At 63.8% G+C, this 26256-nt stretch carries 30 protein-coding genes and 2 tRNA genes; 17 read left to right on the forward strand and 15 right to left on the reverse strand.

The features are described from left to right. The first annotated feature begins 208 nt into the window (after positions 1-208). Positions 209-1294 (forward strand): ferritin-like domain-containing protein, encoded by a 1086-nt coding sequence (locus ACTIGC_RS03290; RefSeq protein WP_127568531.1) that lies wholly within the window; start codon positions 209-211, stop codon positions 1292-1294. Between the two features lie 3 nt (positions 1295-1297). On the opposite strand, the gene ACTIGC_RS03295 is transcribed toward ACTIGC_RS03290, so the two are convergent. The 7 genes from ACTIGC_RS03295 to ACTIGC_RS03325 form a co-directional block, all read right to left on the reverse strand. Further along, the gene (locus tag ACTIGC_RS03295; RefSeq protein WP_439633057.1) at positions 1298-1624 is read right to left on the reverse strand and encodes a type II toxin-antitoxin system RelE/ParE family toxin; all 327 of its coding nucleotides are present in this window, start codon (positions 1622-1624) and stop codon (positions 1298-1300) included. 4 nt (positions 1625-1628) lie between these two features. Further along, positions 1629-1883 (reverse strand): ribbon-helix-helix domain-containing protein, encoded by a 255-nt coding sequence (locus tag ACTIGC_RS03300; protein WP_439633058.1) that lies wholly within the window; start codon positions 1881-1883, stop codon positions 1629-1631. A 132-nt stretch (positions 1884-2015) separates the two neighbouring features. Next, positions 2016-2915, reverse strand: coding sequence for a VOC family protein (locus tag ACTIGC_RS03305; RefSeq protein ID WP_439633059.1), 900 nt, complete (start codon positions 2913-2915; stop codon positions 2016-2018). 14 nt (positions 2916-2929) lie between these two features. Next, entirely contained in the window at positions 2930-3286 is a 357-nt protein-coding gene (locus ACTIGC_RS03310) for a DUF1428 domain-containing protein (protein WP_439633060.1), read from the reverse strand. A 39-nt stretch (positions 3287-3325) separates the two neighbouring features. Continuing rightward, positions 3326-3748, reverse strand: coding sequence for a VOC family protein (locus tag ACTIGC_RS03315; protein WP_439633061.1), 423 nt, complete (start codon positions 3746-3748; stop codon positions 3326-3328). Between the two features lie 17 nt (positions 3749-3765). Next, positions 3766-4380, reverse strand: coding sequence for a dihydrofolate reductase family protein (locus ACTIGC_RS03320; RefSeq protein ID WP_439633062.1), 615 nt, complete (start codon positions 4378-4380; stop codon positions 3766-3768). Continuing rightward, positions 4377-5045 carry a TetR/AcrR family transcriptional regulator gene (locus tag ACTIGC_RS03325; protein WP_439633063.1) on the reverse strand — a complete coding sequence of 223 codons (669 nt, stop codon included), beginning with the start codon at positions 5043-5045 and terminating at the stop codon, positions 4377-4379. The genes ACTIGC_RS03320 and ACTIGC_RS03325 overlap by 4 nt, the downstream gene beginning before the upstream one ends. Positions 5046-5243: 198 nt before the next feature. Here ACTIGC_RS03325 and ACTIGC_RS03330 point away from each other — a divergent pair, with 198 nt between their 5' ends. Further along, a complete protein-coding gene (locus tag ACTIGC_RS03330; protein ID WP_439633064.1) occupies positions 5244-5702 on the forward strand; it encodes a GNAT family N-acetyltransferase in 459 nt (152 codons plus the stop codon). Between the two features lie 8 nt (positions 5703-5710). On the opposite strand, the gene ACTIGC_RS03335 is transcribed toward ACTIGC_RS03330, so the two are convergent. The 4 genes from ACTIGC_RS03335 to ACTIGC_RS03350 form a co-directional block, all read right to left on the reverse strand. Next, the gene (locus ACTIGC_RS03335; protein ID WP_439633065.1) at positions 5711-6715 is read right to left on the reverse strand and encodes an alpha/beta fold hydrolase; all 1005 of its coding nucleotides are present in this window, start codon (positions 6713-6715) and stop codon (positions 5711-5713) included. Between the two features lie 17 nt (positions 6716-6732). Next, positions 6733-7500, reverse strand: a complete 768-nt coding sequence (locus ACTIGC_RS03340; protein WP_439633340.1) for a slipin family protein — start codon at positions 7498-7500, stop codon at positions 6733-6735. A gap of 42 nt (positions 7501-7542) precedes the next feature. After that, positions 7543-8997: an NfeD family protein gene (locus tag ACTIGC_RS03345; RefSeq protein WP_439633341.1), complete on the reverse strand. Its 1455-nt coding sequence runs from the start codon at positions 8995-8997 to the stop codon at positions 7543-7545. Between the two features lie 97 nt (positions 8998-9094). After that, positions 9095-9169: transfer RNA gene (locus tag ACTIGC_RS03350), tRNA-Thr, on the reverse strand. A 373-nt stretch (positions 9170-9542) separates the two neighbouring features. On the opposite strand from ACTIGC_RS03350, the gene ACTIGC_RS03355 reads away from it, so the two are divergent. The 10 genes from ACTIGC_RS03355 (at position 9543) to lpdA (ending at position 16192) form a co-directional block, all read left to right on the forward strand. Further along, positions 9543-9713, forward strand: a complete 171-nt coding sequence (locus ACTIGC_RS03355; protein WP_429910577.1) for a hypothetical protein — start codon at positions 9543-9545, stop codon at positions 9711-9713. A 72-nt stretch (positions 9714-9785) separates the two neighbouring features. After that, entirely contained in the window at positions 9786-11054 is a 1269-nt protein-coding gene (gene murA / locus ACTIGC_RS03360) for a UDP-N-acetylglucosamine 1-carboxyvinyltransferase (RefSeq protein WP_439633066.1), read from the forward strand. After that, positions 11051-11500, forward strand: coding sequence for a DUF2948 family protein (locus tag ACTIGC_RS03365; RefSeq protein WP_127568507.1), 450 nt, complete (start codon positions 11051-11053; stop codon positions 11498-11500). The genes murA and ACTIGC_RS03365 overlap by 4 nt, the downstream gene beginning before the upstream one ends. After that, on the forward strand, positions 11497-11982 hold the full coding sequence (locus tag ACTIGC_RS03370) for a UPF0262 family protein (protein ID WP_127568505.1): 486 nt from the start codon (positions 11497-11499) through the stop codon (positions 11980-11982). The genes ACTIGC_RS03365 and ACTIGC_RS03370 overlap by 4 nt, the downstream gene beginning before the upstream one ends. Next, positions 11979-12398 carry a low molecular weight phosphatase family protein gene (locus ACTIGC_RS03375; protein WP_439633067.1) on the forward strand — a complete coding sequence of 140 codons (420 nt, stop codon included), beginning with the start codon at positions 11979-11981 and terminating at the stop codon, positions 12396-12398. Before ACTIGC_RS03370 ends, ACTIGC_RS03375 begins: the two co-directional genes overlap by 4 nt. A gap of 132 nt (positions 12399-12530) precedes the next feature. Next, positions 12531-12749 carry a translation initiation factor IF-1 gene (gene infA, locus ACTIGC_RS03380; protein ID WP_019961978.1) on the forward strand — a complete coding sequence of 73 codons (219 nt, stop codon included), beginning with the start codon at positions 12531-12533 and terminating at the stop codon, positions 12747-12749. Positions 12750-12759: 10 nt separating this feature from the next. After that, positions 12760-13350: a Maf family protein gene (locus tag ACTIGC_RS03385; protein ID WP_439633068.1), complete on the forward strand. Its 591-nt coding sequence runs from the start codon at positions 12760-12762 to the stop codon at positions 13348-13350. After that, on the forward strand, positions 13350-14408 hold the full coding sequence (locus ACTIGC_RS03390; RefSeq protein WP_439633069.1) for a ribonuclease E/G: 1059 nt from the start codon (positions 13350-13352) through the stop codon (positions 14406-14408). The genes ACTIGC_RS03385 and ACTIGC_RS03390 overlap by 1 nt, the downstream gene beginning before the upstream one ends. Beyond that, positions 14408-14581, forward strand: a complete 174-nt coding sequence (locus ACTIGC_RS03395) for a DNA gyrase inhibitor YacG (RefSeq protein ID WP_439633070.1) — start codon at positions 14408-14410, stop codon at positions 14579-14581. The genes ACTIGC_RS03390 and ACTIGC_RS03395 overlap by 1 nt, the downstream gene beginning before the upstream one ends. A 189-nt stretch (positions 14582-14770) precedes the next feature. Beyond that, the gene (lpdA, locus tag ACTIGC_RS03400; RefSeq protein WP_439633071.1) at positions 14771-16192 is read left to right on the forward strand and encodes a dihydrolipoyl dehydrogenase; all 1422 of its coding nucleotides are present in this window, start codon (positions 14771-14773) and stop codon (positions 16190-16192) included. A gap of 246 nt (positions 16193-16438) precedes the next feature. Here lpdA and ACTIGC_RS03405 read toward each other — a convergent pair whose 3' ends face one another. After that, complete coding sequence (locus tag ACTIGC_RS03405) at positions 16439-19120, reverse strand: TonB-dependent receptor domain-containing protein (RefSeq protein ID WP_439633072.1); 2682 nt, start codon at positions 19118-19120, stop codon at positions 16439-16441. A gap of 194 nt (positions 19121-19314) precedes the next feature. Between ACTIGC_RS03405 and ACTIGC_RS03410 the strand changes: the two genes are divergently transcribed. The 5 genes from ACTIGC_RS03410 (at position 19315) to ACTIGC_RS03430 (ending at position 22571) form a co-directional block, all read left to right on the forward strand. Next, positions 19315-19390: transfer RNA gene (locus ACTIGC_RS03410), tRNA-Phe, on the forward strand. A 156-nt stretch (positions 19391-19546) separates the two neighbouring features. Further along, entirely contained in the window at positions 19547-19945 is a 399-nt protein-coding gene (locus ACTIGC_RS03415) for a hypothetical protein (protein WP_439633073.1), read from the forward strand. 220 nt (positions 19946-20165) lie between these two features. Continuing rightward, positions 20166-20675, forward strand: coding sequence for a bactofilin family protein (locus ACTIGC_RS03420; protein ID WP_439633074.1), 510 nt, complete (start codon positions 20166-20168; stop codon positions 20673-20675). A gap of 46 nt (positions 20676-20721) precedes the next feature. Further along, the gene (locus tag ACTIGC_RS03425) at positions 20722-21420 is read left to right on the forward strand and encodes a ParA family protein (RefSeq protein WP_439633075.1); all 699 of its coding nucleotides are present in this window, start codon (positions 20722-20724) and stop codon (positions 21418-21420) included. A gap of 5 nt (positions 21421-21425) precedes the next feature. After that, on the forward strand, positions 21426-22571 hold the full coding sequence (locus ACTIGC_RS03430) for an alpha/beta hydrolase (RefSeq protein WP_439633076.1): 1146 nt from the start codon (positions 21426-21428) through the stop codon (positions 22569-22571). Here the strand turns inward: ACTIGC_RS03430 and ACTIGC_RS03435 are convergent. The 3 genes from ACTIGC_RS03435 to ACTIGC_RS03445 all read right to left on the reverse strand — a co-directional run bounded on the left by ACTIGC_RS03435 (position 22568) and on the right by ACTIGC_RS03445 (position 26127). Continuing rightward, positions 22568-24154: an AbgT family transporter gene (locus ACTIGC_RS03435; RefSeq protein ID WP_439633077.1), complete on the reverse strand. Its 1587-nt coding sequence runs from the start codon at positions 24152-24154 to the stop codon at positions 22568-22570. The genes ACTIGC_RS03430 and ACTIGC_RS03435 overlap by 4 nt on opposite strands. A gap of 122 nt (positions 24155-24276) precedes the next feature. Next, positions 24277-25362 (reverse strand): Rieske 2Fe-2S domain-containing protein, encoded by a 1086-nt coding sequence (locus tag ACTIGC_RS03440; protein WP_439633078.1) that lies wholly within the window; start codon positions 25360-25362, stop codon positions 24277-24279. A gap of 60 nt (positions 25363-25422) precedes the next feature. Next, positions 25423-26127 (reverse strand): TetR/AcrR family transcriptional regulator, encoded by a 705-nt coding sequence (locus ACTIGC_RS03445; RefSeq protein ID WP_439633079.1) that lies wholly within the window; start codon positions 26125-26127, stop codon positions 25423-25425. Between the last annotated feature and the right edge of the window lie 129 nt (positions 26128-26256).

Below are 26256 nucleotides of genomic sequence, written 5' to 3' on the forward strand. Positions count from 1 at the left end.
TTGCCTCTGCGCCGCTGCCCGCACCAGTGAAATCGTGTTCATGAATTTTCACTGACTGATCAGTCAGGGGTAGACAGGCGGGTATAGTCGGAGTCATGCTCTGTCCATCGGGTGAACACCGTTCACCCCTATAGACGAGGACCGGGCAGCGCCCGGCAGGGTTTGCACGCGCTGCACCGGCTTCCCGCTACGGAGGAGAGCTGAAGCGATGACGGCCTTGCGCGACTTGTACCCCATGCCCGGGATTGACGATCACTGGCATGTCCCCCAGCAGTTCGACGCGGTGTTTGACTGGCGCTTTGACGAGGGCCGCACCACGCTCATGCACCTCTACCAGAAGGGTAAGGACATGCAGTGGGATGCGCTCAATCGCATCGACTGGACGCAGGAGCTCGATCCGGAAAACCCGATGCAGATGCCCGACGAGGCCGTCGCCATCTATGGCTCGGATGTCTGGAACAGGATGACCAAGAAGGAGCGCATAAATCTGCGCCGCCATACGCAGGCCTGGAATATCAGCCAGTTCCTGCAAGGCGAGCAGGCAGCGCTCCTGTCGGCCTCCAAGATCGTGTCGTCCGTGCCTGATCTCGATGCGAAGTTCTACGCCGCCACGCAGGTGATGGACGAGGCCCGCCATGTGGAGGCCTATCGCCTGCTGCAGGGCAAGTTCGGCGTGGCCTATCCGATGACCGATCCGCTACAGGAGCTGGTCAATGATGCGCTGAGGGATTCCCGCTGGGACGTCACATATCTGGCCATGCAGGTGGTGATCGAGGGGCTGGCGCTCGCCGCCTTCGGCACGATCCGCGATCTGGCACAGAACCCGCTGGCGCGCATGGTCAATGCCTATGTGATGGAGGACGAAGCGCGCCACGTCGCTTTCGGCCGGCTCTCCTTGCGCGATTACTACCCCCAGCTCACCCAGAAAGAGCGCGATGAGCGCGAGGAGTTCCTCGTGGAGGCCTGCTATCTCATGCGTGACCGCATGACCCAGAGCCACGAGCTTTACGAGGTGCTCGATCTGCCGGCGAAGGAATGCAAGGAGTTTGTCGAGAACTCCGAGATCGTGAAGCTCTACCGGACGCTGCTCTTCCAGCGCATCGTGCCGATCGTGAAGGATATCGGCCTTTGGGGGCCGCGTATCCGCAAGGCGTATGAGGATATGGGCGTGCTGCACTATGCCGAGCTCGATCCGCAGACCCTGCAGGATGAGGATGAGCGCATCGCCGCCCAGATCGACGCCAACAAGGCGCGCAGCGACTATGTTCACGCGGTGGCGGGGCTGGCGGAGTAGGGGTTAGCCGTCCGGTTCGCCATCCAGCGCGTCACGCAGCTGTCCGATCCTGTGCATGCGTTCGTGCAGTACGGTGACGATGCCGATATCGCCATTGTCGAGATACCGCCAGTAGACGAAATGGCGTTCGTACCGGAACACGAAGCCGTCGACGCCCAGCTCGGCAGGGATGGGCCGTGACAGCACACCGTGAGTGGCGATCGTCCCGAACGCGTCGAACAGGCCGGTGATGTAGCGCTCCGCCTGTTCCTCGCCCCAGTGCTTGCGGGTGTAGAGATATATTTCGTCCAGCCGCCTTGAGGCCGCCTCCTGAATGCGGATTCGGGTCATCCGCTCAGCCCTGATTGCGGCGGACTACATCGGCGGCGGTCAGGGGCTTGTAACTGGAGTCCGGGGCCGCGAAGGCATGGGTCAGCTCCGCCTTCAGCCGATCAAAAGCTGCCTGCTCAGCGCGTTCCTTGTCCCGGCGGATCAGGTCGCGGACATATTCGCTGACATTCTCATAGGCACCGTCATCGCCGACATTGGCGGCAACGAACTCGCTCAATACTCCGCTCAGGCGCACCGTCATCGTCGTAGTGCGGGACATGGCTACCTCCGGTCCCGTTGCTGTACGTATTCAATATAATCAAAAATGAATACGTGAGGCAATCAGGCCGCCACTTTGCCCTCGTCCTTCGAGACGCTTCGCTGCGCTCGCCCTCAGGATGAGGGTCAGGCCTTACCCCTCATAAGCCGCTTTCAGGGCGGCGATATCGAGCTTCTTCATGGCGAACATGGCTTGCCGGGCACGGGCCTGGCCTGCCTTGTCCGGCCCGTTGATGTAGTCCGAAAAGCCTTCCGGGATGACCTGCCAGCTAAGCCCGTAGGCATCGCACAGCCAGCCGCATTGCTCGGCCTCCGGAACGTGGGTGAGCGCGCCCCAGATGCGGTCTGTCTCGGCCTGACCTGCGGGATAGACCTGCAGGGACTGGCCGGGTGTGAAGCCGAAACCGTGGTCCATGGGGGAGTCAAAAGCGATGAAGGCCTGACCGGCGATTTTGTACTGCCCGTGCATCAGCAGGCCTTCGTTGGCGCCTGTGCCCGGCGGGTAGTGACTGACTTCAATCGGCCGGAACCCGCCCAGCACCGCGCCATAGCGGGCCATGGCTTCCTCGGCCTTCCCGGCAGCGCCTTGCGTAAACATCAGGGCCGGGACAATAGTCTGCCCCAGCGCGCCCGGATCGGCCATCATCAATTGCCAGCTGACGCCGAAGCGGTCCTCCACCCAGCCATAATGCTCGCACCAGGGGTAGCTTCCAAGCTCCATGCGTGCCCTGCCGCCATCAATGAGTGCGGTCCAGAGCCGGTCGATTTCGGCTTTGTCATTGATGAAAACGAAGAAGGACATGGCAGGGTTGGGCGAAAACATCCGCCCGCCATTGAGAAGCGTGAAGGCCTGCCCGCCGAGCGTGAGTTCGACCACCATCACGCTGCCGTCCGTCTGTCCGTGAAGCTCGGCGCCGTCTTTCGAGAACCGGGCGATCTCGCCGATAGCGGCGTCCGGAAAGAGGGCGGCGTAAAGATCGGCGGCTTCTTCCGCCCATCCGTCGGCCCAGATGCAGGCGCTGATTTTTGGCATGGCGGGTCTCCCGATTACAGATCTACCACCGGCATGAAGCCGCCATAGATCATGCGCTTGCCGTCAAACGGCATCGGGTTGTTGGCGGGGTCGAGGCGCCCGTCCTCCATGATTTTCGGCATGGCAGCGTCCAGCGCCTCTTTCGACGGCCAGATATACCAGGAGAACACCACCGTCTCGTCCGCCTCGGCCTTCACTGCCATAGGGAAGGAGGTGTGGACGCCATCAGGCACGTCATCGCCCCAGCATTCCACGCATTTGAGTACGCCATATTCCTTGAAGATGCCGGCGGCTTCCCTGGCGTGCTTGATGAAAGCGTCCTTGTTGGCGGTGGGCACCGCGAGCACAAAGCCCTGTACGTAATAGCTCATTGGTCCTGTCCTTCCTGTCTGTTGACTGATTATGCGCCGTTAGCTTGCGGCCTCGTTGAACGCCCACTGGATGCCGAACGGGTCCCGAACCAGGCCCCACCGGTCGCCCCAGAACTGCATCTCGAACGGCATGACGATCTCGCAACCTGCCTCGACCGCACGGTCCCAGCGCGCCTGCGCATCGGTAGCGACGATTTGCAGGTGAAAGCCCTCGCGCTCCACGGCTGCGTCGCGATGGTCGGTCATCATCAGCGTGCCGCCATTGATCTCGATCTGGCAGTGCACGACACGTCCTGCACTCTGACCGGGCACATGGCCGATCATCTTTGCACTGAAGGCCTTCTCGTAGAATCTCGCCGCTTCCAGCGACCGGCCCGCCATATCCAGATAGGGGATGACGCCCTTGGTGGTTTCGGGATTGGTGATTGATGTGGTCAGTTCAGCCATAATCGGCTCTCCCATTTGGGTATGTCGATGATTCATTCCGCCGTGTCGGCAAAGCTGCCGGTTCGCGCAGGCCCGGCGGGTTTGTAGATGTTGATGATGACGCCGGAGCCAGCCGCCTTGCTGCTGATCAGGGACAGCTCGGTGGCAGCCGCCGTGTCCGAGAAAATCCGCTTGCCGCGCCCCAGCATGACCGGGAAGACCAGCAGCACGACCTCGTCAGCCAGCCCATGTTCGATCAGCGCAGGCGTGATCGTCGAACTGCCCCACACGACCAGATCGGGGCCTTCGCCCGCCTTGATGGCGCGCACGCCAGCGACAATGTCCGCGCCCAGATCTTCGGCAGGTCCCCAGCCAAGGCTATCCGGCCTGTGCGTGGCGACATACTTTCTGGCGCCGTTGAGCTGATCAGCCATCGGGCCGGTCTGGTGCGGCCAGTGACCGGCGAAAATGTCATAGGTGCGCCGCCCCAGCAGGAGATCGAAGCCGTCGCCATGCACGGCATCTACTGCCTCGCCGACCGCCGCGTCAAAATGGGGAAAGGCCCACCCGCCATGGGCAAACCCGCTGTCGATATCCTCATCGGGGCCGCCGGGGGCCTGTATCACCCCGTCCAGCGAGATGTGCTCAATGATCCGGATCGTTCTCATGCGGCACTCCTTGTGTCCGCCCGCGCAGGCGAGCCGTCAAAAATGAAGGCGAAATAGCGTTTCAGGTGGGCGGCAGCATCCAGCGCGGGGCCCTTGTGTCCCGCCGCCTTGGCGGTGATGAAGCCGCCTTGCAGGACGCTCTGTGTGAGCAGGGCCAGGCTCTGCGCCGTATAGGGCGCACCGATCCCGCGTGCGTCCATGGCGGCCTGGATGTCAGCCTCCAGCGTGGCGGCATGGCCGGTGATCGAGCGATTGCAGGCATCGCGTATCGCGTCGCTGGAGCCGTAGGTCTCCTGCACCATCGTGCCGACGAGACAGGTGAATTCGGCGATCTCGCCATCGATCAGCGCGGCGCGGAAATCGAGATAGGCAAATACGCGATCCAGCGGGTCAGCTGGCGCATGATAGGGCGCGGCCGCAAACAGGGCCGAAGTGGTCTCCGACCAGTAATCGGCCGCTGCCGCGCCCAGCGCTTCCTTGCTGTCAAAATGGTGGAAGAAGGCGCCCTTGGTGACGCCGGCCTCCTTGCACAACGCATCCACGCTGGTTGCCGCGAAGCCCTGCTCGCGGATCAGTCTCAGCGCCGTGTCGAGGAGACGTGTGCGGGCTTCCCCGCGCGGGATGCGGGCAGGAGAGGCGGCTGCGGGGTGGTTGTCATTCCTCATGCAGCATAAATACCAACCAGTTGGTATGTATGCAAGCGAGAATCCAGAGGACGAGGAAAGCGGGTCTTGTGCGCCGATCAGGCTGGCGTGCTGCCGGAGCGGGCAAATGGCGGCAAGCGCCGAAATCCACGGCCAGCCAGCCTTGAGGGGGTTGGGGTATTTGCGCTAGCGCCGCGGCGAGCACAGCAGGGGGCGGGCATGTACGAAATCCGGGAAGATGATCTATCTGGGGCGGACACGCGCGGGCTTCTGGCGCTGCATCTGGCGGGCATGCATGCCAGCTCTCCACCGGGGACAGTGTTTGCGCTGGACCTGTCCGGCCTGCAAAGGCCGGAGATAACTGTCTGGACCGCGTGGCGGCAGGGAAGGATCGCGTGCGTCGGGGCGCTGAAGGCGCTCAGCGTCACTCATGGCGAGATCAAGTCGATGCGGGCTCATCCCGATTTTGCCGGGCGGGGCGCGGGCGCGGCCATACTTGATCACATCATTACGGTGGCGCGTGATCGAGGTATGATGCGGCTAAGTCTGGAGACGGGCAGAGGCCCGGCATTCGAGGCGGCGGTGAAGCTCTATGCCCGGCGCGGCTTCCTGCCGGGTGATGCGTTTGCGGACTACCCGCAAACCGCGTTCAACCAGTTCTTCCACGTTGAGCTTTGAGGCGGGCGCTAAAGCCCGGCAATCACATTCCTGACCACCTTGAAGACCGGCTCACTCATGGCATGGCCATGGGCCGGCACGATGACGAGACGCGCATCAGGCGCGGCATCCTTCAGATCGAAGGCCGATTGCAGCGGACACACCATGTCATAGCGGCTGTGGACGATATGGACCGGCATGGTGAGGCGGTGTGCCCCGGTCAGTAGCTGGGCTTCCTCAAGGAAGCAGCCCTGTGAAAAGTAATGCGCCTCGATCAGGGCGGTGGAGATCAGCTTGTCGCGGCCCTTGGCGCGTAAGTTCGCCAGCGCGCTCTGTGGTGTTGCCTCCAGTTGCGAGAGCAATTCCTCATAGGCGATCCAGCGGAATATCACGCTGTCTTTCAAGGCGGCTTCGGCATCCGGATCGTCCAGTCCCGCCAGCAAGGGCGCGCCTGCGGCCAGCTCGGTCTGCATGGCGGCCAGCGCCCAGCGAGCAAAGCCCGGTGGGTCGTCGTGCAGTGTCTCCGGCACGCCGTGCATCAGCCAGTCATGGGCATCGGGATAGACCGCGCCCGCCCCGCTTTTGCCATGCCACCAGTCCAGCTCCCGGCGGGTCGCCAGAAAGACGCCTTCGACGAGCACGTTTTCCACGCGTTCGGGGCATGCCTGCGCATAGGCCAGAGCCAGCGTGGTCCCCCAGCTTGCCCCCATCACGCAATCAAAGCGCTCAAGGCCCAGATGCTCGCGCAGGGCCTCGATATCCTCAATCAGGTGTGCGGTTGTGTTGGCGTATAGCTCGAACAGCGGAGCGGAGCGTCCGCAGCCGCGCTGGTCAAACTGGATGGTCTCCCAGATGTCCGGATCGGCATAGCGGCGGTGACGGGCGTTCGCGCCCGACCCCGGCCCGCCATGCAGGAAAAGAAGCGTGCGCCCGCCCTCGCGCCCGGATCGTTCCCAATAGAGGGAATGCCCGTCAGACACAGGCAGCAGGCCGGCCTCGCGGGCCGCAATGTCCGGGAAAAGTGCGCTATGCATGCCGGCAGTTATGACGGTCAGCTCTGGCCTCCGCTACGCGGCGCGGTGAGGTTGGCGATGAGATCACCGGCCATCGGGAAGACAATGGTGTTGGAGCCCTTGCCGCCGATCTCCTGCAAGGTGCCGAGATAGCGCAGCTGCATCGCGCCATCTTGGCGGGCCAGCACTTCTGCGGCCTCGGCCAGCTTGGCGGCGGCCTGCTGTTCGCCCTCGGCGATGATGACCTTGGCGCGCCGTTCGCGCTCGGCCTCGGCCTGGCGGGCGATGGCGCGGATCATGGATGTATCCAGATCGACATGCTTGATCTCGACATTGGAGACCTTGATGCCCCAGGCCTCGGTCTGGGAGTCCAGAATGGACTGGATGTCCTCGTTCAGCTTGTCCCGCTGGGAGAGCATTTCATCAAGATCATGCTTGCCGAGTACCGAACGCAGCGTGGTCTGGGCGAGCTGGCTAGTCGCCTCGCGGAAATCGCTGACCTGGTTGATGGCGCGCTGCGGATCGACGATGCGGTAATAGAGCACGGCGTTCACCCGCACCGAGACATTGTCCTGGCTGATGACATCCTGGCTGGGGACGTCCTCTGCCACGATGCGCAAATCGACTTTCACCATCTGCTGGACGATTGGGATGAGGATGATCAGGCCCGGACCTGAGGTTCCCGAGTACCGCCCGAGCGTGAACACCACGCCGCGCTCATATTCGCGCAAAATCTTGATCGCCGACGACAGGAAGGCGAACACCACGGCCGCAAGGCCCAGCAGAAATCCGATATTCATGCCCAGTTCCGCCACAGACTTCTCCTTCCAAATTGCCTTGCCGGCAGCCTAGCCCCGGCCAGATGATTTCACTTTCACAGTCAGCCCGTCCACCGAAACGACTTTCACAACATCGCCCGGTTGCAGATCATCAGAGGACACTGCCTGCCAGCGCTCGCCCTCCACCTGAACATGGCCAGCGCCATTGAGCCAGCTTAGCACGGTGCCGGTAGCGCCCGTCAGGCCTTCGCGGCCTGTCACCACCTTGCGCGCCTGCGCTGCGAGGCCGTAACTGCCAGCCAGCAACACCGACACGCCCATGATCGCGCTCATCGCCAGCACCAGCGGCCAGTCAATGCGCAGGCCTTCCACATCGGTATCGACCAGCATCAGCGCGCCGATGGCAAAGGCGATCACACCGCCGAGCGCCAGCAATCCGTAAGAGGCGACGAATACTTCCGCGATGAGCAGGCCCAGCCCCAGCACGATCAGCGCCGCGCCTGCATAGTTCAGGGGCAGGGTATTGAGCGCATAAAGCCCGACTATGATGCAGATGAGACCCGCCACAAAGGTGATCGGCTCCAGCCCGTTATAGAAGCTCACAAGTAGGCCGATAAAGCCGAGATTGAGCACCAGAAAGGCGATGTTCGGATCGGTGATGACGGTGAGAATCTGCGTGGGGAGGCTCATCTCGGCCCGCTCCACCGCCGCGCCTTCGAGCGCAAGCGTGATCTCGCTGCCATCGCCCAGCATCACCGTGCGGCCGCTGGCGAGGGTCAGAAGTTCGCTCGTCGATCCGGCAACGAAGTCCGCAACGTTTTCCGACACCGCCTCGCTATAGGTCAGGCTTACGCCTTCCCGCACGGCGCGCTCGGCCCAGTCAGCATTGCGCCCGCGCAGCTCTGCCAGCGCGCGGATATAGGCCACCGAATCGTTGACCATCTTGTTGCGCATGGCTTCGTCATTGGCCGGTGCTCGGCGGGTGGCCGGCTCGCTGCGCTGGCGCGCGGCTTCCTCCAGCGCATTGCCGGGCTCATTGCTCTCCTCTTCGCCCTCTTCAGGCGTTTGCGGCGGGCTGCCGGGTGCGCCGCCCATGGTCACAGGCGTTGCTGCGCCGACCGTGCTGCCCGGCGCCATCGCGGCCACGTGGGCCGCATAGAGGATATAGGTGCCCGCGCTGGTGGCCCGTGCGCCGGTGGGCGCGACATGGACGATCACCGGCACAGGAGAGGCAAGAATGGCATTATTGATGTCGCGCATCGCATCAACCAGGCCGCCCGGCGTATCCATCTCGATGATGACGGCGTCCGCCTCGCTGGCTGCGCGCTCGATCACGCGCACCACATGGCCTGCCCGCGCCGGGCCTATCGCGCCCTGCAGGCTGACCAGATGCACCGTGCCGCCAGCGCTTTCAGCCTGCCGTGCCAGCGCGCCTGCGGCCAGCATCACTGCGCCGAGCGCGATGAGGCCCGCGCACATCAGCCGCACAGGCGTCAGCAGGGACTTCGCAGAGGATAATCGCATCACGGACATGGAGGGGTTCCGTCAGCTGGTGGCCTGACAGCAAACCTAACCCGGAAATGACGAAAGCCCAATGCGGAAGGGGGGGGAGAAAGAAAAATGGTGCCGCTAGAGTGAATTGAACACTCGACCTCTCCCTTACCAAGGGAACGCTCTACCCCTGAGCTATAGCGGCCTTCGGTGCCGGGCAGCGCGCGAGGCCTGCCCTACCGGAGCGGGGCGTATAGCCCAAGTTTTGCCGCCCGCCAAGGGCGCGCTTGCGGTTGTTGCAGGGGGGAACTCTTTTAGCTTCGCAACGCATCCGCGTTGCGATGTTCCGCGAACTCCCGCCTGCGCGGGGGCAGGCAGTCGCGGGCGCGCGTTCGCGCTTTTCAGGCCGCAAAGCGGCCTGTTGCCTTTGAGTACAACTCACCACGCGTTTCACCGGCGCAAGCCGGTGCCCAGCAATTTTCTGGATCCCGGCTTTCGCCGGGAAAACGAAACAGGCGGTAGCCGACGCAGGGGAGTGCCCGCTTGACCGCCCACCCGCTTGGCGTCACACCAGACCCATGACCAAAAAGTCCGACAAAGGCTCTCGCCCGCCAGCCGGATCAGACAGCCGCGAGGCGCGTCTGGCCGAGGCTTTGCGCGCCAATCTGCGCCGGCGCAAGGCAGCCGCCAGACCGGCGAAAGGCGGCGCTGAAAAAACGACTGGCACAAAGCCCGCCGGTCAGGGCTAGGATAGGGACAAGCCCCATCCTACATGGCAGGCGTATTGCCGCCTCGCCCCACCCGTTTTCAGGACCGTTTTCATGGATCGCATTGTCATTCGCGGGAAACAGCCGCTTTCCGGCACCATTCCGGTTTCCGGCGCGAAAAATTCGGCCCTGAAGCTGATGGCGGCAAGCCTTCTGACCGAACGCGAGCTCCTGCTGGAAAACATGCCGCGCCTGGCCGATACGCGCTTCATGGCCCATCTGCTGGCGCATCTGGGCGTAAAAGCTGAGGAGCAGTCGGGCAACCGGCTGAGCCTGACGGCAGCGAATCTTACCGGCACCACCGCCCCTTATGATCTGGTGCGCAAGATGCGAGCGACCTTCAACGTGCTGGGTCCGCTGCTGGCGCGCGAGGGCAAGGCGAAGGTCTCCCTGCCCGGCGGCTGTGCCATCGGTGCGCGCCCTGTCGATCTGCACCTGAAAGCCATGGAGGCGCTGGGCGCCAAGATCACGCTGGAAGAAGGCTATGTGCTGGCCGAGGCTCCGGCAGGCGGGCTGAAGGGCGGGCATATCGTCTTTCCGTTTGTCTCGGTCGGTGCGACCGAGCACGCCATGCTGGCCGCCGTGCTGGCGAAGGGCACATCGAAACTGGAAAACTGCGCGCGCGAGCCGGAGATCGAGGATCTCGCCAATTGCCTCAATGCCATGGGCGCGAAGGTTTCCGGCGCGGGTACCGGCACGATCACGATTGAGGGCGTCTCTTCGCTCGATGGCGCTGTGTGGCCTGTGGTCGCCGACCGTATCGAGACCGGCACCTATGCCATGGCGGCAGCGGCGGCGGGCGGCGATGTCACGCTGACCGGCATGGTGCCTGCGCATAATCAGGCGCTGTGGGCGGATTTGCGCGAGGCCGGCGTGACGGTGGAGGAGGGTGACACCTCGGTACGTATCGTGCGCGACGGGCCGCTAAAGGCCGTCGACATGCAGACTGCGCCCTATCCGGGCTTCCCGACCGATCTGCAGGCCCAGTTCATGGCGCTGATGTGCCTGGCCGAGGGGGCGTCTGTCATCCGCGAGACGATATTTGAAAACCGCTTCATGCACGCCCCGGAACTGACCCGGCTGGGCGCGCGCATTGATGTGCGCGGCAATGAGGCGGTGGTGCGCGGACCTGCGCCCCTGAAAGGCGCGCCGGTGATGGCCACGGACTTGCGCGCTTCGGTGTCGCTGGTCATCGCCGGGCTGGCGGCGGAGGGAGAAACCATCGTCTCGCGCGTTTATCACCTTGACCGCGGCTTTGAACGGCTGGAGGAAAAGCTGTCGGCTTGCGGGGCCGATATACGCCGGGAGAAGGAAGAGGCATGAGCAGCAAGCCATTACGCCTCATCGGTCAGGACGAGGGTGATGTCGCGCCGGTATCGGCTGCGCTGCAGGACGCGATTGCGCGCATTGCTGACCTCAAATTCGAGGCGCGCGCCCGGCGCTTCACGGCCGTCTTCACGCGTTATCGCTGGGAAAAGCCGGCTGGCAAGGGCGAGCGCATACGCTCCGGCCTGCAGATCGGTTCGGTCACATCTGTAAAGGCCCAGCGCCTGCGCAAGGGCGCGCCGGATGCCTTTGTCTCCCTGCTCTCGCTGACCTTTGAGCCTGCGGGCGGGGCGGAAGACCCGTCCGGCACGCTGGTCTTCACCTTTGCCGGTGGCGGCGCGCTCAAAGTCGAGGTGGAGTGCGTTGATCTGGTACTCGCCGATGTGTCCGCGCCCTGGAAAGCGTCGGCACGTCCCGACCATGAAAGCGAAGGCGCGCCATGAGCGAACACGCCCCTGAAGACCGGCTGATCGCGATCGAGCTGGATGCGGCCAGTATCGGCAAGGCGGAAGAAAACGTCGAGCATGAGCGCCGGGTGGCGATTGCCGACCTGCTTGAAGCCAATCGCTTCCGCCCGGAAGACGGGCCGGGCGGCCCCTACCGGCTGCGCCTCGCCATCGAGGAGCAGCGCCTAGTGTTTGATGTCAGCGCGGAAGACGGCACGCCGGTGCGCATGTTCGTGTTCTCGCTGGGGCCGCTGCGGCGCATATTGAAGGACTATTTCCTCATCTGCGAAAGCTATTACGAGGCAGTGCGCGATGCTTCGCTCGCCCAGATCGAGGCGGTGGATATGGGCCGCCGGGGCGTCCACAATGAAGGCTCCACGCTCCTCAAAGAGCGGCTGGAGGGCAAGATCGATGTCGATTTCGACACGGCAAGGCGCCTCTTCACCCTGATCTGTGCCTTGCACCGGAGATCTGCGTGAGCGCCCCCGATCTGGTATTCGTGTGCGGTCGCAATTCTGTGCGCTCGCCCATGGCCGAGGCGCTGTGGCGCGCGCGCTTTGGCGACGAAGCGCGTGTGCAATCGTGCGGTATCGAACCGGCCAGTTGCGCCGACGGGTTCATGATTGCCGTGATGCGCGAAGAGGGCGCGGACCTTTCCAGCTTTGAACCGCAGGGGCTGGAGGATGTCAGCGCCGGACCCGATACGCTGGTGGTGTGCCTCGCGCCGGAAGCCGATGAGGCGGCCAGAGCGCTGGCACAGCGTGCAAAGGCCCGCATCGAGCACTGGCATTTTGCCGACCCGGCGGAGATTGAAGGCAGCCGCGAGGCACGCCTTGAGGCCTACCGCGCCATACGCGATGCGTTGAAATCACGCATCAATACCATGGCCGTGTGAGCCAATACTGCCGCAAGGCTCGACGTCAGCCCACTATAGGGACTATATAGCCCGCCACGCGCCGCGCGGGGTGAAGGCTGATTCCATCACGATGAGGGAACAGCCTGCCTGATGCCAGACAAGAGGAGCTGCATGGCGAAGGAAGAATTGCTGGAGTTTCCCGGTGAGGTCACCGAACTCCTGCCGAATGCCACTTTCCGGGTGAAGCTGGAAAACGACCACGAGATCATTGCCCACACCGCCGGCAAGATGCGCAAGAACCGCATCCGCGTGCTGGCCGGTGACAAGGTGCTGGTCGAGATGACGCCCTACGACCTGACCAAGGGCCGTATCACCTACCGCTTCAAGTAGGGCAGTAGCCATGCCTGCAGATGCGCGCCTTGTTCTGGCGAGTGCCTCGCCGCGCAGGCGTGACCTGCTGACGGGAATCGGCTTCCCGCCCGACGCGATTGCCCCCACCGATATTGACGAGACCGAGCATGCAGGAGAGCTGCCGCGCGATCTGGCCCTGCGCCTGACGCTTGGAAAGCTCGCCGCCGCGACCGGCCATGACGATGCCTATGTGCTGGCCAGCGACACGGTGGTCGGCGTGGGCCGGCGCATATTGCCCAAGACCGAAACCGAAGACGAAGCGCGCGCCTGCCTGGCGCTCATTTCCGGGCGTAATCACCGCGTCTTTACCGGCGTGGCGGTGCGTGCGCCCGATGGCCGGGTGTCCAGCCGTCTTTCCATGACGCGCGTGGCGGTAAAGCGCCTCAGCGCCGAAGAAACCGATGAATACATCGCCAGCGGTGAATGGCAGGGCAAGGCGGGCGGCTATGGCATTCAGGGCCGGTTCGGCGCGCATATCATCCAGATTACCGGCAGCTATACCGGCGTGATGGGCCTACCCGTCTACGAGACCCGCCAATTGCTTATCGGCCTTGGCTACCGTCCGGGGGGCGCGGGCTGATGCGCATTATCGTCGCTGAACATGTGGGCGAGACGCGCGCCGCGATCTTTGAGGGCGACCGCGCGGTGGAGCTGCATCTGGAGCGCTGGAGCGAGCGCAAGAGCCGCGCCATACGCGGCGAAATTTACCGTGCCCGCGTGCGCCGTATCGAGCCGCAGCTCAATGGCGCCTTCCTCGATATCGGTCGCGGCCCGGACGGATTTTTGCCATTCGGCGCAGCTGGCCGCCCCGCCGGCTTCCATGAAGGCGCTGGCATTGGCGTGCAGATCGCGCGCGAGGCGTTTCAGGAAAAAGGCCCGACCCTTGTCCTCCATGAGGTGGAGCCGGGCGACGCGCCAGAAGCTCTCCTTACCGCGCCGCCGCTGGCAGAGCGCCTGTCCGGGCTGAATGACGCGCCCATCATACAAGCCGCCAAGGCCGGCATTGATCTCGACGCCGAGTTCGACGCCGCGCTGGAAGCCGATGTGCCGCTCAATGGCGGTGGACGCCTCATCATCGAGCCGGTGACGGCGCTGACCGCCATTGATGTCGATGCGGGCGGGCGCACCGGCGGGAAGGGCAATTTCGCATTTGATCTCAACCGTACCGCTGCGCGCGAGGCGGCCCGCCAGATTCGCCTGCGCGGCATTGGCGGGGTTGTGGCCATCGACTTCCTGCCGTTGAAGAAAAAGGGCGATCAGACGGCGCTGGAAGCGACGCTGAAATCGGCCTTCAAGAATGATCCGGCCAAGGTCGATATCGCGCCCTCATCGCGCTTTGCCATTGTCGAGCTGGCCCGCCAGCGCCTCGGCCGCGCCTTGCATGAGCAGATGTGGGAGCGCTTCGGCGTGGAGAGCCTTGAGACCGCTTCCCTCGCCGCCCTGCGCGCGCTGGAGGCCGAAGGCAAGGCCAACCGCGCCAGCCAGCTTGTGCTGGAAGCTGGCCTGGATGTGCATGACTGGCTGACCCGTGATCCTGTGGGCTGGCACAAGGCGATGGCCTCGCGCCTGGGTGCCCGCTTCACCCTGAAACTTTCTGACCGCCTCCCGCCGCGTGGCTTCGCCGCCGGGAGGGTGTGATGAGCGCCAAGGCCAAATGCCCGATGTGCGGCAAGCCGGTGGTGCATGAGTTCCGGCCCTTCTGCTCGAAACGCTGCAGCGATCTCGATCTGCAGAAATGGCTGTCGAATTCCTACGCGGTCCCCGGCGAGCCGGTATCGCCCGAGGCCCTGCCCCCGGAGGAGGGGGGGTAGGTTAGCTTCCCTCGTCCTTCGAGACGCTCATTTCATTCGCTCCTCAGGATGAGGGAAAGAAGTAGTGGCCCTCATCCTGAGGGTGAGCGAAGCGAACGTCTCGAAGGACGAGGGCTACACACCCGCGCCCTTCCCGCATGCCCGCCAGCGCGCTAAACACCCGCCAAACATCCAGACGGAGGAAGCCCCATGGCCGATATTCGCAAATGTCAGGTTCTTGTCGTAGGCGGCGGACCGGGCGGTTATCCGGCAGCCATCCGCGCAGGCCAGCTCGGCCTTGATACGGTGATCGTGGACAAGCACGGGCTTGGCGGCACCTGCCTCAACCGGGGCTGCATCCCGTCTAAAGCCTTCATCCACGCGGCTTCCAAGTATGAGGAAATGGCCGGGCATGTGGGCGAGGGGTCGCTTGGCATATCGCTCAAAACCGCGCCCGTGCTGGACATGGCAGGCGTCACCGCCTGGAAGGATACGATCGTTGGCAAGCTGACCAAGGGCGTCGGCCAGCTCCTCAAAAGCGCCAAGGTGGAAGCGGTTTCCGGCTGGGCGAAATTCTCCGACGCCAAGACCTGCACGGTGGAGCTGGAAGACGGCAAGACGCTGACCATTCAGGCCGAGAACGTGATCCTGGCCACGGGTTCAAAAGAAACCGAGCTGCCCTTCCTGCCTTTCGGTGACAAGGTGATCGGCTCCACGGCCGCGCTGGAACTGACCGAACTGCCCAAGAAGCTGGTCGTCGTCGGCGCTGGCTATATCGGGCTGGAACTCGGCATCGCGTTCGCCAAGATGGGCAGCGAGGTCAGCTTCGTTGAGGCTGCTGACGCCATCCTGCCGCTTTACGATAGCGAGATGACGCGCCCGATCACGCAATGGCTCAAACGCCACAAGATCAATGTCCACCTCAAAGCCCGCGCCAAGGGCGTTGAGGAGAAAGACGGCAAGACCTTCCTCGTCTTCGAGGATTCCTCCGGCAAGGCGGAGAAGCTGGAAGCCGACCGCATTCTGGTGGCGGTGGGGCGCAAGCCCGTCACTGAAGGCTGGGGCCTTGAGACTATGGGCCTCGATATGGCAGGGCCGTTCCTCAAGATCGACGATCAATGCCGCACGCCCATGCGCGGCGTCTACGCCATTGGCGATCTCGTCGGCGAGCCGTTGCTGGCCCACAAGGCGACCGCTCAGGGCGAACTCGTCGCCGAAGTGATCGCCGGCCATCGCCGCCGCTTTGATCCCAATTCAATCGCCGCCGTGTGCTTTACCGAGCCGGAGATTGTCGGGGTCGGCATGACACCGGACGAGGCCAAGAAGAAGGGCGAGAGCGTCATCACTGGCAAATTCCCGCTGGCCGCCTCAGGCCGCGCGCTGTCGATGGAAGGCGGGGCCGATGGCGGGTTCGTGCGCATCACCGCGCGCGAAAGCGATCACGTGATCCTTGGCATCCATGCCGTCGGCAAGCATGTGAGCGAGCTCTCAGGCGAGTTTGCGCTGGCCATCGAGATGGGCGCACGCCTTGAGGACATTGCCGGCACGATCCACGTCCACCCGACCCTGACCGAGTGCTTTGCCGAAGCCGCCCTCGCGGCGCTGGGCCATCCGATTCATATTCCGGCTTGATCCACACCCTCGTCCTTCGAGCACCACGTGGCCGAAGGATGAGGGAAAAGCTCCCTCAGCAAAAGGCCCCGGATAGCCCTGCGGGCTTCCGGGGGTTCAGTTTTTGTAACCACCACATTCTTGAAATCCCGGAGGCCCGAAGGGCCATCCGGGACCTCGTGCAGAAGCGGACAGGGACCCCGGTATTGATGCGGTTTCGATAATTCTGCCGGTTTTCCCGCTGCTGGAGTGACGAGAAGAGACCCCCTAAAACCTCGCCCCCACCCGCACATAGGCCACACGCCCGCGCGGATCATGCACCTTGGTGTCATAGCCCAGAGGCGTCGGCACGAACGGCGCAGCCTCGTCAGTGATGTTCAGTGCCCCGGCGGTGAGGGTCAGGGCAGTGCCCGCCAGATCAAGCGTATAGCGCCCCTGCAGGTCCAGCACGGTCCAGCTTTCCACATCGCTGCCCGCGCCCTCATCATTGCGGTAGCCCGCGATGTGGCGCACGCCCGCGCGGGCGCTGAACGCGCCGCTGGTCCAGTCCAGATACGCGCTGGCGCGCCAGTCCGGCACCGAGCGGGCAAAATTGGTGAAGTTGCGGCTGCCCAGCGCGTCGATCTCGCGGTTCAGCACGGGGTCCACAATCGTGAACTCGCCAATCCAGCTGGCGTCCACGCCCCAGCCGAGCGCTCCGGTACCCAGATCCACCGGATCACCACGCAGGGCCAGATCAATGCCTGACGCATCGACGCGCGGCGCATTGACGAAGGCAGCGCGCACCAGCACCACATCGCCCGCCGGGGAGAGCTCGATACGCGGATCGTCAAACTGGCCATTATCCGCCAGATCGGCGGCGATGATCGCATTGGCGCTTTCACGGACGATCAGGTCTTCATAGCGTACCCGCCACGCATCCACGGTGGCGTTGATGCCTGACACCCGCGCCGACAGGCCGGCCGAGAAGGTCTGCGCGCGTTCGGGATCAAGATCGGGATTGCCGACAGTGCGCACCGGGCGAAACAAAGCCTGCGTACCGATGGTCAGCGATTGCAGCGTGGTCGTCGCTGAGACTTCCTGATGCAAGGACGGCGCGCGGTAGGAGCGCGACCAGGAGGCGCGCAGCGTCACTGCCTCGTTCACATCAAAGGCGGCCGCCACGCGTGGATCGGTGGACGAAAAATCACCCTGACGCTCATGGCGCGCGGCGAGCTGCAGGCGAAAGGCTTGCGTCAGCGGCAGGATCGCATCGGCGAAGACGGCCTGTGCGCTGCGTGCGCCCGCATAATCCGGCCCGCCGACGATGAAGAGGAAATTGTCGGCGTTGAAATCATCGCCATGGTCAACGCGGTAGCTTTCCCGGCGCAGATGCGCGCCGAACGCCGCCGAGACCGGGCCTGCAGGCAGGGTGAAGAGCGCATCCGTCGCGGCGGTGAACTCAGCCGTGACAAGGTCTGCGTGCGAGTTGCGGATGTTCTCGCCGATGATGTAGTCGATCACAGCCGGGTCGTTATAGCGCGGGTCAGCCGGGTCGGTGACCAGCCCGCCAGAGCCGAACGGGTTGAAGAAGAAGCAGCCCTGCGACTGATCGCCCGCCGCCACGCCTTGCCCCGGTGCGCGCACCGGGCAGTCCGCCCCGCCAAAGCCCAGGATCGCGGCATCGAAATTATCGGCCAGCGTATCGGTGATGGTCGCCCGCAAGCTGTTGCGCGAATAGGTGAGATCGGCGCTCAGGCTCCAGTCGCGGTTCATGGCCTGAATATCGTGCTCAAGGCTGGCTTCGGCGCGCCAGGTGCGGTGCTCGAACGCGCGCCGCGCTGCGCCCGCGCGCTCACCCAGAGGGCGGCCAAGCCAGATCACATCACGCCCGAACGGGTTGGCCGGGTGGAGGGCGGAGATGGTGGGGAAGCGCAAGTTTGCCAGCGAAGGCGAATTGCCGCGCTCCACATTTTGCCCCGCGCCTGCGAAACGCAGCGCGATACGTGTATCGCCGAAATCGCCCGAAAGCGCCGCAAAGCCGGAAAGCCGCTCCTCATCGGTCAGCACCGAGAAGAACTGGCCGAAATCCAGCCCGCACGAGCCGATCTGGCCGAAGGCTGTCTGCGCGCCGGTGGCGAGCGGGCGTCCGCCGGCTGCCACGCAGTCTGGATCAAGCACGGGAGCCGGGCCGCCGCTGGCATTGGTCACTTCAAATCCGCCGCCGGGCGCGAGGATGTAGAAGGAGCCGGGCTGGCCGAGCGAAGACAGGCCCGTGCCGGGCGCGAACGGGGTCTCAAATCCTTCCAGTCCCTCGCGGTCAAACCATTCGACAGCGCCGGTCACATGCCAGTTGCCGAACGCTCGCCCCGCAATGGCGCTAATCGTATAGCCCGCACCGGAGCCGGAAAATTCTGTCGGTCCGCGCCATTCGGCGAAGGTTTCAACGCCTTCAAACCGGTCCCGCGTGATGACATTGATGACGCCGGCCACAGCGTCTGCGCCGTACACCGGCGAGGCGCCGTCACGCAGGATTTCCACCCGCTCCACCGCCAGCGAGGGCATCAGGGCGTTGAAATCGACAAAGCTGGAGCCATCGTCGGCGGCAACACTCGCCACCGTCTGGCGCTGGCCATTGACCAGCACCAGCGTCGCGCCGAGGCCGAGCCCGCGCAAATTCACGTTCGACGTGCCTGAGGTGTCGTTCTGCGTGCCGGGATCCTCGTTGAATTCCGACCCTGTCACGAAGGTCTGGAAAACCAGCGCCTCGCCGATACGGGCAAAGCCTGCCCCGTCGATCTCATCACGGCTGATCACGGAGACGGGCCGGTCTGCTTCCAGCGCGCCCGGTGCGCGGCCGCCCGTGATGGTGATGACCTCGCGCGGCCCAGTTGCGTCTTGCGCCAGTGTGGCTTGTGTAAAGGCGCACAGGGCGGTGCTGGCCAGAAGGCCGCGAAGGATGGCGTTCATGGGATGATGTCTCATCAGGCAGGAAGCGGGTCGGGTGGAGCCGGTTAGCAGCGCACACCAGGCCGGGCAAGGCGTGACAGGCGTTTACATAGCACGCGGCGTTCATGTGCAAAGCATGGGCGCCAGATGCGCCAACCCCCATGGACAGAGGCAAAAACCGGCCCTATAAACCGCGCTCTCCGATTTCGGAGTGTGCCCAGGTAGCTCAGTTGGTAGAGCAGCGGATTGAAAATCCGCGTGTCGCTGGTTCGATTCCGGCCCTGGGCACCATTTCCTTTCCTTAAATTTCAGATGCACAGACGCGCTGGCGCGCGCATGCTGGAAACCTGTTGCTGCCGGCAAGCGCGTTCATGGCGCGTTCATGCTGGCGCACACAGCCTGCCTTGCCCTTTCGGGTCGAGGTTTTCGCCGTGCAGGAGGAATCACATGCCGCGTGCTGGTATCGCCGTTCTGGCCCTTGCTTCGCTTGTTGCCGTCCCCGCTCCCACGTTCGCACAAGCGCTCTCCAGCGGCGATTATGAACGCTGCGCGGTCTACCGCCCCGATGGCAGCCGCGCCGGCTACAGCAATGCCTGCCTCGAACGCCAGCGCGCGATGATCCGCCGCTACAGCAATCAGGGCAATCAGGGATATGGCTATGCCCCTGCGCCTGTCTACGGGGCGGCCAGCTATCCGTGCCCGTCCTGGGCCAATAATGGCCGCGGCTATAGTTCCACGACCCGTCCGGGCAGTTATGGCGTTGTGTATGGAACCTTCAACTCGGCCTTTAACGGGCAGGCATGCATTCCCAATAGCGGCAATCAGTTCCTGCGCGGCGTGAACTAGCGCGCCGGGAATCACCCTGCGGTCACCGCCCTTCTTCAGGGCGTCCGCGCGCGCCGGTATGTCTGTCCGGGCGCAGTTTGCGGCGTGCAGCCAGCGGCAAGGCCCATACACTTGTGAATAATGGTATCAAGGGCTTGCTCTTGCGCTCAGTCCGGTGCTGGATAAGTGCCCGCCTTTCGGCTAGCACTGCAATAAATCACAAAAGAGCTGGGGTCCCCTCATGAGCAATTCCTCTTCTGCCTCCAAGCCCACCAAGAACGGCATTCCCGACAATGGCGAGGATCTCGCCTTCTTCATGGGCGAAAAATGCTCCGTGGAAGGGGCTGTCCTCGATGTTGACGGTGCCGCGCGTATCGACGGCCAGTTCAGCGGCAAGCTGCGCGCTGTTCACCTGATCGTTGGCGAGAAGGGGCATGTCGCGGGCGACATCTCCAGCGAAACGGCCGACATCATGGGCAGCGTGGAAGACACGCTGGTCCTGTCGGGCAAGCTGACCATCCGCGAAGCCGGGCGCATTGAAGGCCAGATCACCTACGGTTCGCTGGAAGCCCATGAGGGCGCCCAGCTGGTCGGCCAGATCAATACGCAAGGCCGTGCTACCCGTACGGAAGGGACGTCTTCGCTCAGCAATCTGCGCTCGGCAATCTCGCAATCGGCGCGTGACGCTGGCTCGGCGCCCAAGCCCGTCGACACCTCCACCGCCACAGACTCCGACGACAGCGAATCCTGATCTGCACGCTGACCGTGTCAGTTGAGGAAGCCAGGACGGCAGGGCCATGAGCTGCACCACCGTTATGTTCGCAAACGCCAAGGGTGGTGCGGGAAAGAGCACGCTTGCCTTTCTCAGCGCCATCCATTTTGCCGCGACATACGATCTGCGTGTGTGCGTGATCGATTTCGATCGTCTGCGCACGACATACAACGCCGTTCGCCGGTTCTCCGGCTCGGGCGTGCAGTCCTTTTACCTCGCTGACGAACACGGCGAGGGGCACCGGGTCGCGCCCGATGCCGTCCGGTCTGCGCTGGATAACCGGCGTGCCTCCAGCGATGTCCTGTTTGTGGATACGCCGGCGGGCTTTCCTGCCGGCACCATGGTTCCGGCGATTCAGCCGGACGCCATTTTCGTGCCCGTCGCTGTGTCCGATGCCGATATCATGGCCACCAAGGCTTACCTGCCAGAACTGGAGGAAGCCGCCAGCCGCATGGCGGAGGCGTCGGGGGTGAAGCCGCGCATCATGCTGGTGCCCAACCAGGTGTTCAGCGATGATCACGCCTTGCGCATCCGCGATGCGTTCCGGGGACACTCGGTGCGGATAGCGCCTGCACTTGCGTTCTCACGTACTTTGCGCGAAGTCTTCCACTTCGAGCCGGGTGACGCGAATATCGCCTCGGTTTTCCTCGAAGATGGTGGCTTTTTCCGATGGATGTCGGCGGAAATTTTTGCGCTGCGGCAAATGCGATCCCGTCAGGGATAACCGCTTTGCGCAAGGCCGTTTCGGCCCTGCTGGGCCTGATATGTGTCAGCGCCTGTGCACCCACGCTTAGCGTTACCCAGTTCGACGAGCTGCCGCGGGACGTTGCCCGTCAGCCGGTATTGACCGTCTCAGGCCGGGCACCAACCCATGACGCGACGCTGTTCGGGCGGGAGCGCGCGGAAACGCTCAGCTATGGCGTGCACACAGTTTCCATTCCGCCAGACCGCGAGCCGGGCCGCATCCGCTATCCGCGCGGAACGCCCGACCCGATGCGCCATTTCACCTTCGCCTTCGCCGAAACGCTGAGCGGGCAGGAAGTCTTCCTGGACATGCTGAACCGCAAGCTCTCCCAGCTTGATGAAGATGAGCGCATCCTCGTCATTTTCGTGCACGGCTATAACGAGACTTTCGGCAGCGGCCTGTTCCGTTTCGCCCAGATGATGCACGATTTCGAAATACCCGGCGTGCCGCTCTACTTTGCCTGGCCGAGCGCGGGGGATCCGCGTTATTATGCCTACGATCTCGACAGCGTGTTCATCAGCCGGGACGGGCTTGCCGATACGCTGCGCCTTGCCTCGCGCGCGCAGGCTGACCGGATCATGATAATCGCCCACTCCATGGGGTCGATGCTGACCCTGGAAGCCTTGCGCGACCTGTCGGATGCCAATGATGGCGAAGTGCTGAGCCGGATCGGGCAGGTGGCCCTGATGTCACCGGATCTGAGTGTGGACGTGTTCCGCAGTCAGCTCACCGTCATCGGTGAAGCTTCCGACATTGACTTCATTGTTTTCACCTCGACCCGTGACCGGGCCTTGCGCGCCTCGGCGGTGCTCCGTGGCCAGACCGACCGGCTGGGTTCCCTGCGTTCGGTCGAGGAAGTGGCCGATCTGCGCCTCACCGTGGTCGATGTGTCCAGCTTCGATACGGCAGACCCGATGCGCCATTCCACAGTGTCCATGTCGCCGCAGCTGATTGCCCTGTTCGCGGGTACGCGCGATTTCGGGGTGGAGCCGGCTGCCCAGGCGGGCGGCGTGCGCGGACCTTTGAGCCTTTCGGTCAATGTGGTGCGCCAGGCAACCGAGATCATCCTGGCGCCTGCCGCTGCGGCAGCCGGCGCCATTGAAGGCACCGGCGCGCGCCAGCCTAACTAGCCCCCCGGCATCTCGTAGAAGGTGGGCGAACCCGGCCCGACCGGCATGCCCAGCGCGAACGTCCACAGGAAGAACAGCGCGACCCAGATGACCAGGAAGGCAACCGAGTAGGGCAGCATCATCGCGATGACGGTGCCGATACCGAGATTTTTGTCATAGCGCGTCATCCAGGCGAGGATCAGGCCGAAATAGCTCATCATGGGCGTAATGATATTGGTCGATGAATCCCCGATCCGGTAGGCAGCCTGGATCACTTCGGGCGAATAGCCCACCAGCATCAGCATGGGCACGAAGATGGGCGCGGTCACCGCCCATTGCGCGCTGGCCGAGCCGAGCATCAGGTTCACAAAGCAGCACATCAGGATGAAGCCGATGAAGATGGCCGGGCCGGTCATGCCGGTATCTGTGAGGAATTGCGCGCCAGTGACGGCGGTGATGGCGCCGAGGTTCGACCAGCCAAAGAAAGCCACGAACTGGGCGGCGAAGAAGACCAGTACGATGTAGAGACCAAGCGTGGAGATGGCAGACGCCATGCCGTCAATCACGTCCCGGTCATTCTTCATCGTTCCGGCAGCGCGGCCATAGGCAAAGCCGACGATGAGGAAGAAGAGGAATATCCAGGTCACGAAGCCGGTGAAGAAGGGCGCCTGCTGGAAGATCGAGCCGGTTTCGGGATTGCGCAGCGCTCCCCAGCCGGGCAGCCATCCGGCCAGATCGATTTGCGGCATCAGCGTCCAGGCCATGGCGGCAAAGACAGCCAAAGTGGCGATACCCGCCCAGACCAGGCCCTTCTTCTCTGCGCCGGATACCGGCTGCATCATGTTCTTGTCGAGGACGGCCGGGTCGGCGCGGCTGGAATCATATTTGCCCAGCTTCGGCTCGACGATGAAGATGGTGACGAGCGAACCCACGACCGTGATCATGAAGGTCGAGATCACCATGAAATACCAGTTGGCGGGGGCCGAGACGACATAGCCCGGGTCGATAAGCTGCGCGGCCTCGGTGGTGATGCCCGCCAGTAGGGGATCAATCGTGCCGATCAGGAGGTTGGCGCTATAACCGCCCGACGTGCCCGCGAACGCGGCAGCCATGCCGGCAAGCGGATGGCGCCCGAGCGCGTAGAACACCGCGCCAGCCAGCGGGACCAGCACGACATAGCCCATCTCCGAAGCGGTGTTGGACAGCACGCCGGCAAACACCACCGCCACGGTGACGGTGTGCCGGTTGGCGCCGAGCACGATGGAGCGCACGGCGGCAGACAGAAGCCCTGATTTTTCCGCCACGCCGACGCCCAGCATCGCCACCAGCACGACGCCCAGCGGCGCAAAGCTGGTGAAATTGGTAGTGAGGCTGGTGAAGATGCGCCGGAAGCCGTCCTCATTCATCAGGCTGACGGCGCGGATCATGCCGTCGGCGGCTCGCCCGCTAGCACCCTCCGGGCGCGGGTCTTCCACAGCCACTTCCATCACGCCGCCAAACAGGCCAGAGGCCAGGATCATCAGGCCGGCAAGGATGGCAAACAGGGTGACAGGGTGAGGCAGGAGATTGCCCAGCCATTCCACACCATCAAGAAAGCGGGTCATGGCGCCGCGCTTCTCGGCGCGTGTTGCAGGGCTCGTCTCTGTCACCGGGCAAACTCGTCAGCTGTTGGGGGATGCGCCTACCATGCCCGGCGCGGCTGGCCGGGTCCAGTCCTGCGCGTGCCTCAGCTACGCCAGCGCAGGTTTGCAGGTTGTACCGGGTTCTCGAAGCCGGTGCGCGCGCCGCCGCCCTTCTCCCAGGCGTCCTTCAGCCGGAAATACCATTTTGCCTGAACATCGCTGTCATTGATGAGCATCAGGCGGGGATCAAACTTCAGGCCTTCCTTCTGGATGTTCACCATGTCGCCATCCTGTTTCAGGAAGGAGCGCACGAAGGGCCGCAGCACGGGCTTCAGCGCGCCCAGAACGGGCAGCGTCCAGTAGAAGCTCTGTGTCACCTCGGTGGAAGTTTCGGTGAGCGGGGTCACTGATGTCAGCCCGACAACGTGGCCGCGCGTGCCTGCCGTGATGTGCTCCACCCGGACGCCCGGCAGGCGGAAGCTGATCGCGGTGGTCAGATTGCCGCCGAGGATTTTGTAAAAGCGCGAGTTTTTCGACGGCGTGTGCGGCAGCATGGTGAAGCCCAGCTCGCTTGGCCCGAACGCTTTTTCCTTCTCGTGCATGGATTTTTCCGAGCGCCAGAAGACCGAGCGGTGGACATAAGGCCCGTGCGCGGGATCCATCAGGCCGATAACGGCGTGATCGACATGGCAGTCGAAGACCATGCGTTCGATCAGGGTGGGCGAACGCTCGCCCACTTCCGGCATGACCGGGGGTTCGTGATCAGGCTCTGGCGTGTCGTCCAGCACCGGGCCGTCACTGGCCATGGGCATCCATATCCAGATATTGCCCTGCAGCTCGCGCACCGGATAGCGCCGGACCCGGATCCGGCCGATATCCATTTCCTGTCCGGTGACCAGAGACGGTATGGCCTTGCACGCCCCGTCGGGGCCGAACCGCCAGCCATGATAGGGGCACTCGATCTGGGGCTCGCCCAGCGTCTTGCCATCCACTGAGCTGCCAGCCGCGCACAGGCGCCCGGCCGAAAGCGGTACGCCGCGATGCGGACACAGATCGCGCAAGGCGAACACCGCGCCGTCACTGCCGCGCGCAAACACGACCGGCTCGCCCAGGAGAACCTTGTGCAGCATCTTGCCGGGCTTCAGGTCCGAGGCCGGGCAGGCATAATACCAGATATTACGCAGAAACATGGAAAGGCCGGCTCCCGGTCATCACAGACGATCCGGTTATCGGAGGCTGGCGGCGCATTATCAAGCCTTTGGTGCCAGCCCGCCGCTGAACAGGGTCACGAGATCGGAAAAAAAGGCGTTCATGGCCAGAGGCCTCGCCTCGTCGCCATGGAGCAGGCGCTGGTGCAGTATCGCAAACAGCATGGTGGAGTAGAGCGCCAGTGCGCCATGGCGCACCCGGTCGGGGTTCTGGCCTTCAGGGTCAAGGCTTGGGCCAAGGCGTGCCTCGATGGCTTTCAGCGACGGCTCAACGACGATGTCGAGATAGGCCCGCCCGACAACCGGATCATGGATGGATTCCACCAGGGCAAACGCGTGAGCCTGCACGAAGAGCGAGTTGTCAAAGCCCTGCAGGGCCAGATCGAGATAGCCCTTCACTGAGGTTTCCAGCGTGTCTGCAGGGGAGGCAGACAGGGCAAGCCACGCGCCGGCCTGCCGCGCGAAATGGTGCAAAATGGCGATGACGACGCCCTGGCGGTCCTTGAAGAAATGGCGCAGCGTCGGCTCCGACACACCCGCCCTTATGGCGAACTGGCGCAAGGAAACCGGCCCTGAACGGTCAGCGACGGCCGCGACGGAGAGCATGTCCAGCAATTCGCGCTGACGGTCGGAGTGCAGGGCGGGCGACGCGGTCATGGCCGTCTCCGGGCGAAGGGCGTGCGGCGTGTCTGCCGTCTGGTTGTCGTTTCCGGGCGCAGGGAATCGGTCCGGTGCTGCTTCGTCCATTACGACACTTCTCCTGTCATTGCACGTGAGGCGTTCGCCATCTGCCGGGCGCCTCTGTGATTGCGGCGCCTTGCCCGGCCGGGCGCAGGTCTGCGCAAAAGCACGCCGGGCCCTTGCCCTTCTTATCTA

Source organism: Glycocaulis sp. (assembly GCF_051859565.1).
Classification (GTDB): Bacteria; Pseudomonadota; Alphaproteobacteria; order Caulobacterales; family Maricaulaceae; genus Glycocaulis.

Excerpts from the sequence above, each read along its gene's own strand:
- ACTIGC_RS03345 (WP_439633341.1), bottom strand. The coding sequence starts at position 8,997 with ATGCGATTATCCTCTGCGAAGTCCCTGCTGACGCCTGTGCGGCTGATG.
- lpdA (WP_439633071.1), top strand. The coding sequence starts at position 14,771 with ATGGCCGATATTCGCAAATGTCAGGTTCTTGTCGTAGGCGGCGGACCG.
- ACTIGC_RS03440 (WP_439633078.1), bottom strand. The coding sequence starts at position 25,362 with ATGTTTCTGCGTAATATCTGGTATTATGCCTGCCCGGCCTCGGACCTG.
- ACTIGC_RS03395 (WP_439633070.1), top strand. The coding sequence starts at position 14,408 with ATGAGCGCCAAGGCCAAATGCCCGATGTGCGGCAAGCCGGTGGTGCAT.
- ACTIGC_RS03325 (WP_439633063.1), bottom strand. The coding sequence starts at position 5,045 with ATGAGGAATGACAACCACCCCGCAGCCGCCTCTCCTGCCCGCATCCCG.
- ACTIGC_RS03420 (WP_439633074.1), top strand. The coding sequence starts at position 20,166 with ATGAGCAATTCCTCTTCTGCCTCCAAGCCCACCAAGAACGGCATTCCC.
- ACTIGC_RS03320 (WP_439633062.1), bottom strand. The coding sequence starts at position 4,380 with ATGAGAACGATCCGGATCATTGAGCACATCTCGCTGGACGGGGTGATA.
- infA (WP_019961978.1), top strand. The coding sequence starts at position 12,531 with ATGGCGAAGGAAGAATTGCTGGAGTTTCCCGGTGAGGTCACCGAACTC.
- ACTIGC_RS03335 (WP_439633065.1), bottom strand. The coding sequence starts at position 6,715 with ATGCATAGCGCACTTTTCCCGGACATTGCGGCCCGCGAGGCCGGCCTG.
- ACTIGC_RS03425 (WP_439633075.1), top strand. The coding sequence starts at position 20,722 with ATGAGCTGCACCACCGTTATGTTCGCAAACGCCAAGGGTGGTGCGGGA.
- ACTIGC_RS03315 (WP_439633061.1), bottom strand. The coding sequence starts at position 3,748 with ATGGGAGAGCCGATTATGGCTGAACTGACCACATCAATCACCAATCCC.
- ACTIGC_RS03405 (WP_439633072.1), bottom strand. The coding sequence starts at position 19,120 with ATGAACGCCATCCTTCGCGGCCTTCTGGCCAGCACCGCCCTGTGCGCC.
- ACTIGC_RS03365 (WP_127568507.1), top strand. The coding sequence starts at position 11,051 with ATGAGCAGCAAGCCATTACGCCTCATCGGTCAGGACGAGGGTGATGTC.
- ACTIGC_RS03295 (WP_439633057.1), bottom strand. The coding sequence starts at position 1,624 with ATGACCCGAATCCGCATTCAGGAGGCGGCCTCAAGGCGGCTGGACGAA.
- ACTIGC_RS03415 (WP_439633073.1), top strand. The coding sequence starts at position 19,547 with ATGCCGCGTGCTGGTATCGCCGTTCTGGCCCTTGCTTCGCTTGTTGCC.
- ACTIGC_RS03330 (WP_439633064.1), top strand. The coding sequence starts at position 5,244 with ATGTACGAAATCCGGGAAGATGATCTATCTGGGGCGGACACGCGCGGG.
- ACTIGC_RS03370 (WP_127568505.1), top strand. The coding sequence starts at position 11,497 with ATGAGCGAACACGCCCCTGAAGACCGGCTGATCGCGATCGAGCTGGAT.
- ACTIGC_RS03435 (WP_439633077.1), bottom strand. The coding sequence starts at position 24,154 with ATGACCCGCTTTCTTGATGGTGTGGAATGGCTGGGCAATCTCCTGCCT.
- murA (WP_439633066.1), top strand. The coding sequence starts at position 9,786 with ATGGATCGCATTGTCATTCGCGGGAAACAGCCGCTTTCCGGCACCATT.
- ACTIGC_RS03390 (WP_439633069.1), top strand. The coding sequence starts at position 13,350 with ATGCGCATTATCGTCGCTGAACATGTGGGCGAGACGCGCGCCGCGATC.
- ACTIGC_RS03355 (WP_429910577.1), top strand. The coding sequence starts at position 9,543 with ATGACCAAAAAGTCCGACAAAGGCTCTCGCCCGCCAGCCGGATCAGAC.
- ACTIGC_RS03290 (WP_127568531.1), top strand. The coding sequence starts at position 209 with ATGACGGCCTTGCGCGACTTGTACCCCATGCCCGGGATTGACGATCAC.
- ACTIGC_RS03310 (WP_439633060.1), bottom strand. The coding sequence starts at position 3,286 with ATGAGCTATTACGTACAGGGCTTTGTGCTCGCGGTGCCCACCGCCAAC.
- ACTIGC_RS03385 (WP_439633068.1), top strand. The coding sequence starts at position 12,760 with ATGCCTGCAGATGCGCGCCTTGTTCTGGCGAGTGCCTCGCCGCGCAGG.
- ACTIGC_RS03300 (WP_439633058.1), bottom strand. The coding sequence starts at position 1,883 with ATGTCCCGCACTACGACGATGACGGTGCGCCTGAGCGGAGTATTGAGC.
- ACTIGC_RS03305 (WP_439633059.1), bottom strand. The coding sequence starts at position 2,915 with ATGCCAAAAATCAGCGCCTGCATCTGGGCCGACGGATGGGCGGAAGAA.
- ACTIGC_RS03445 (WP_439633079.1), bottom strand. The coding sequence starts at position 26,127 with ATGGACGAAGCAGCACCGGACCGATTCCCTGCGCCCGGAAACGACAAC.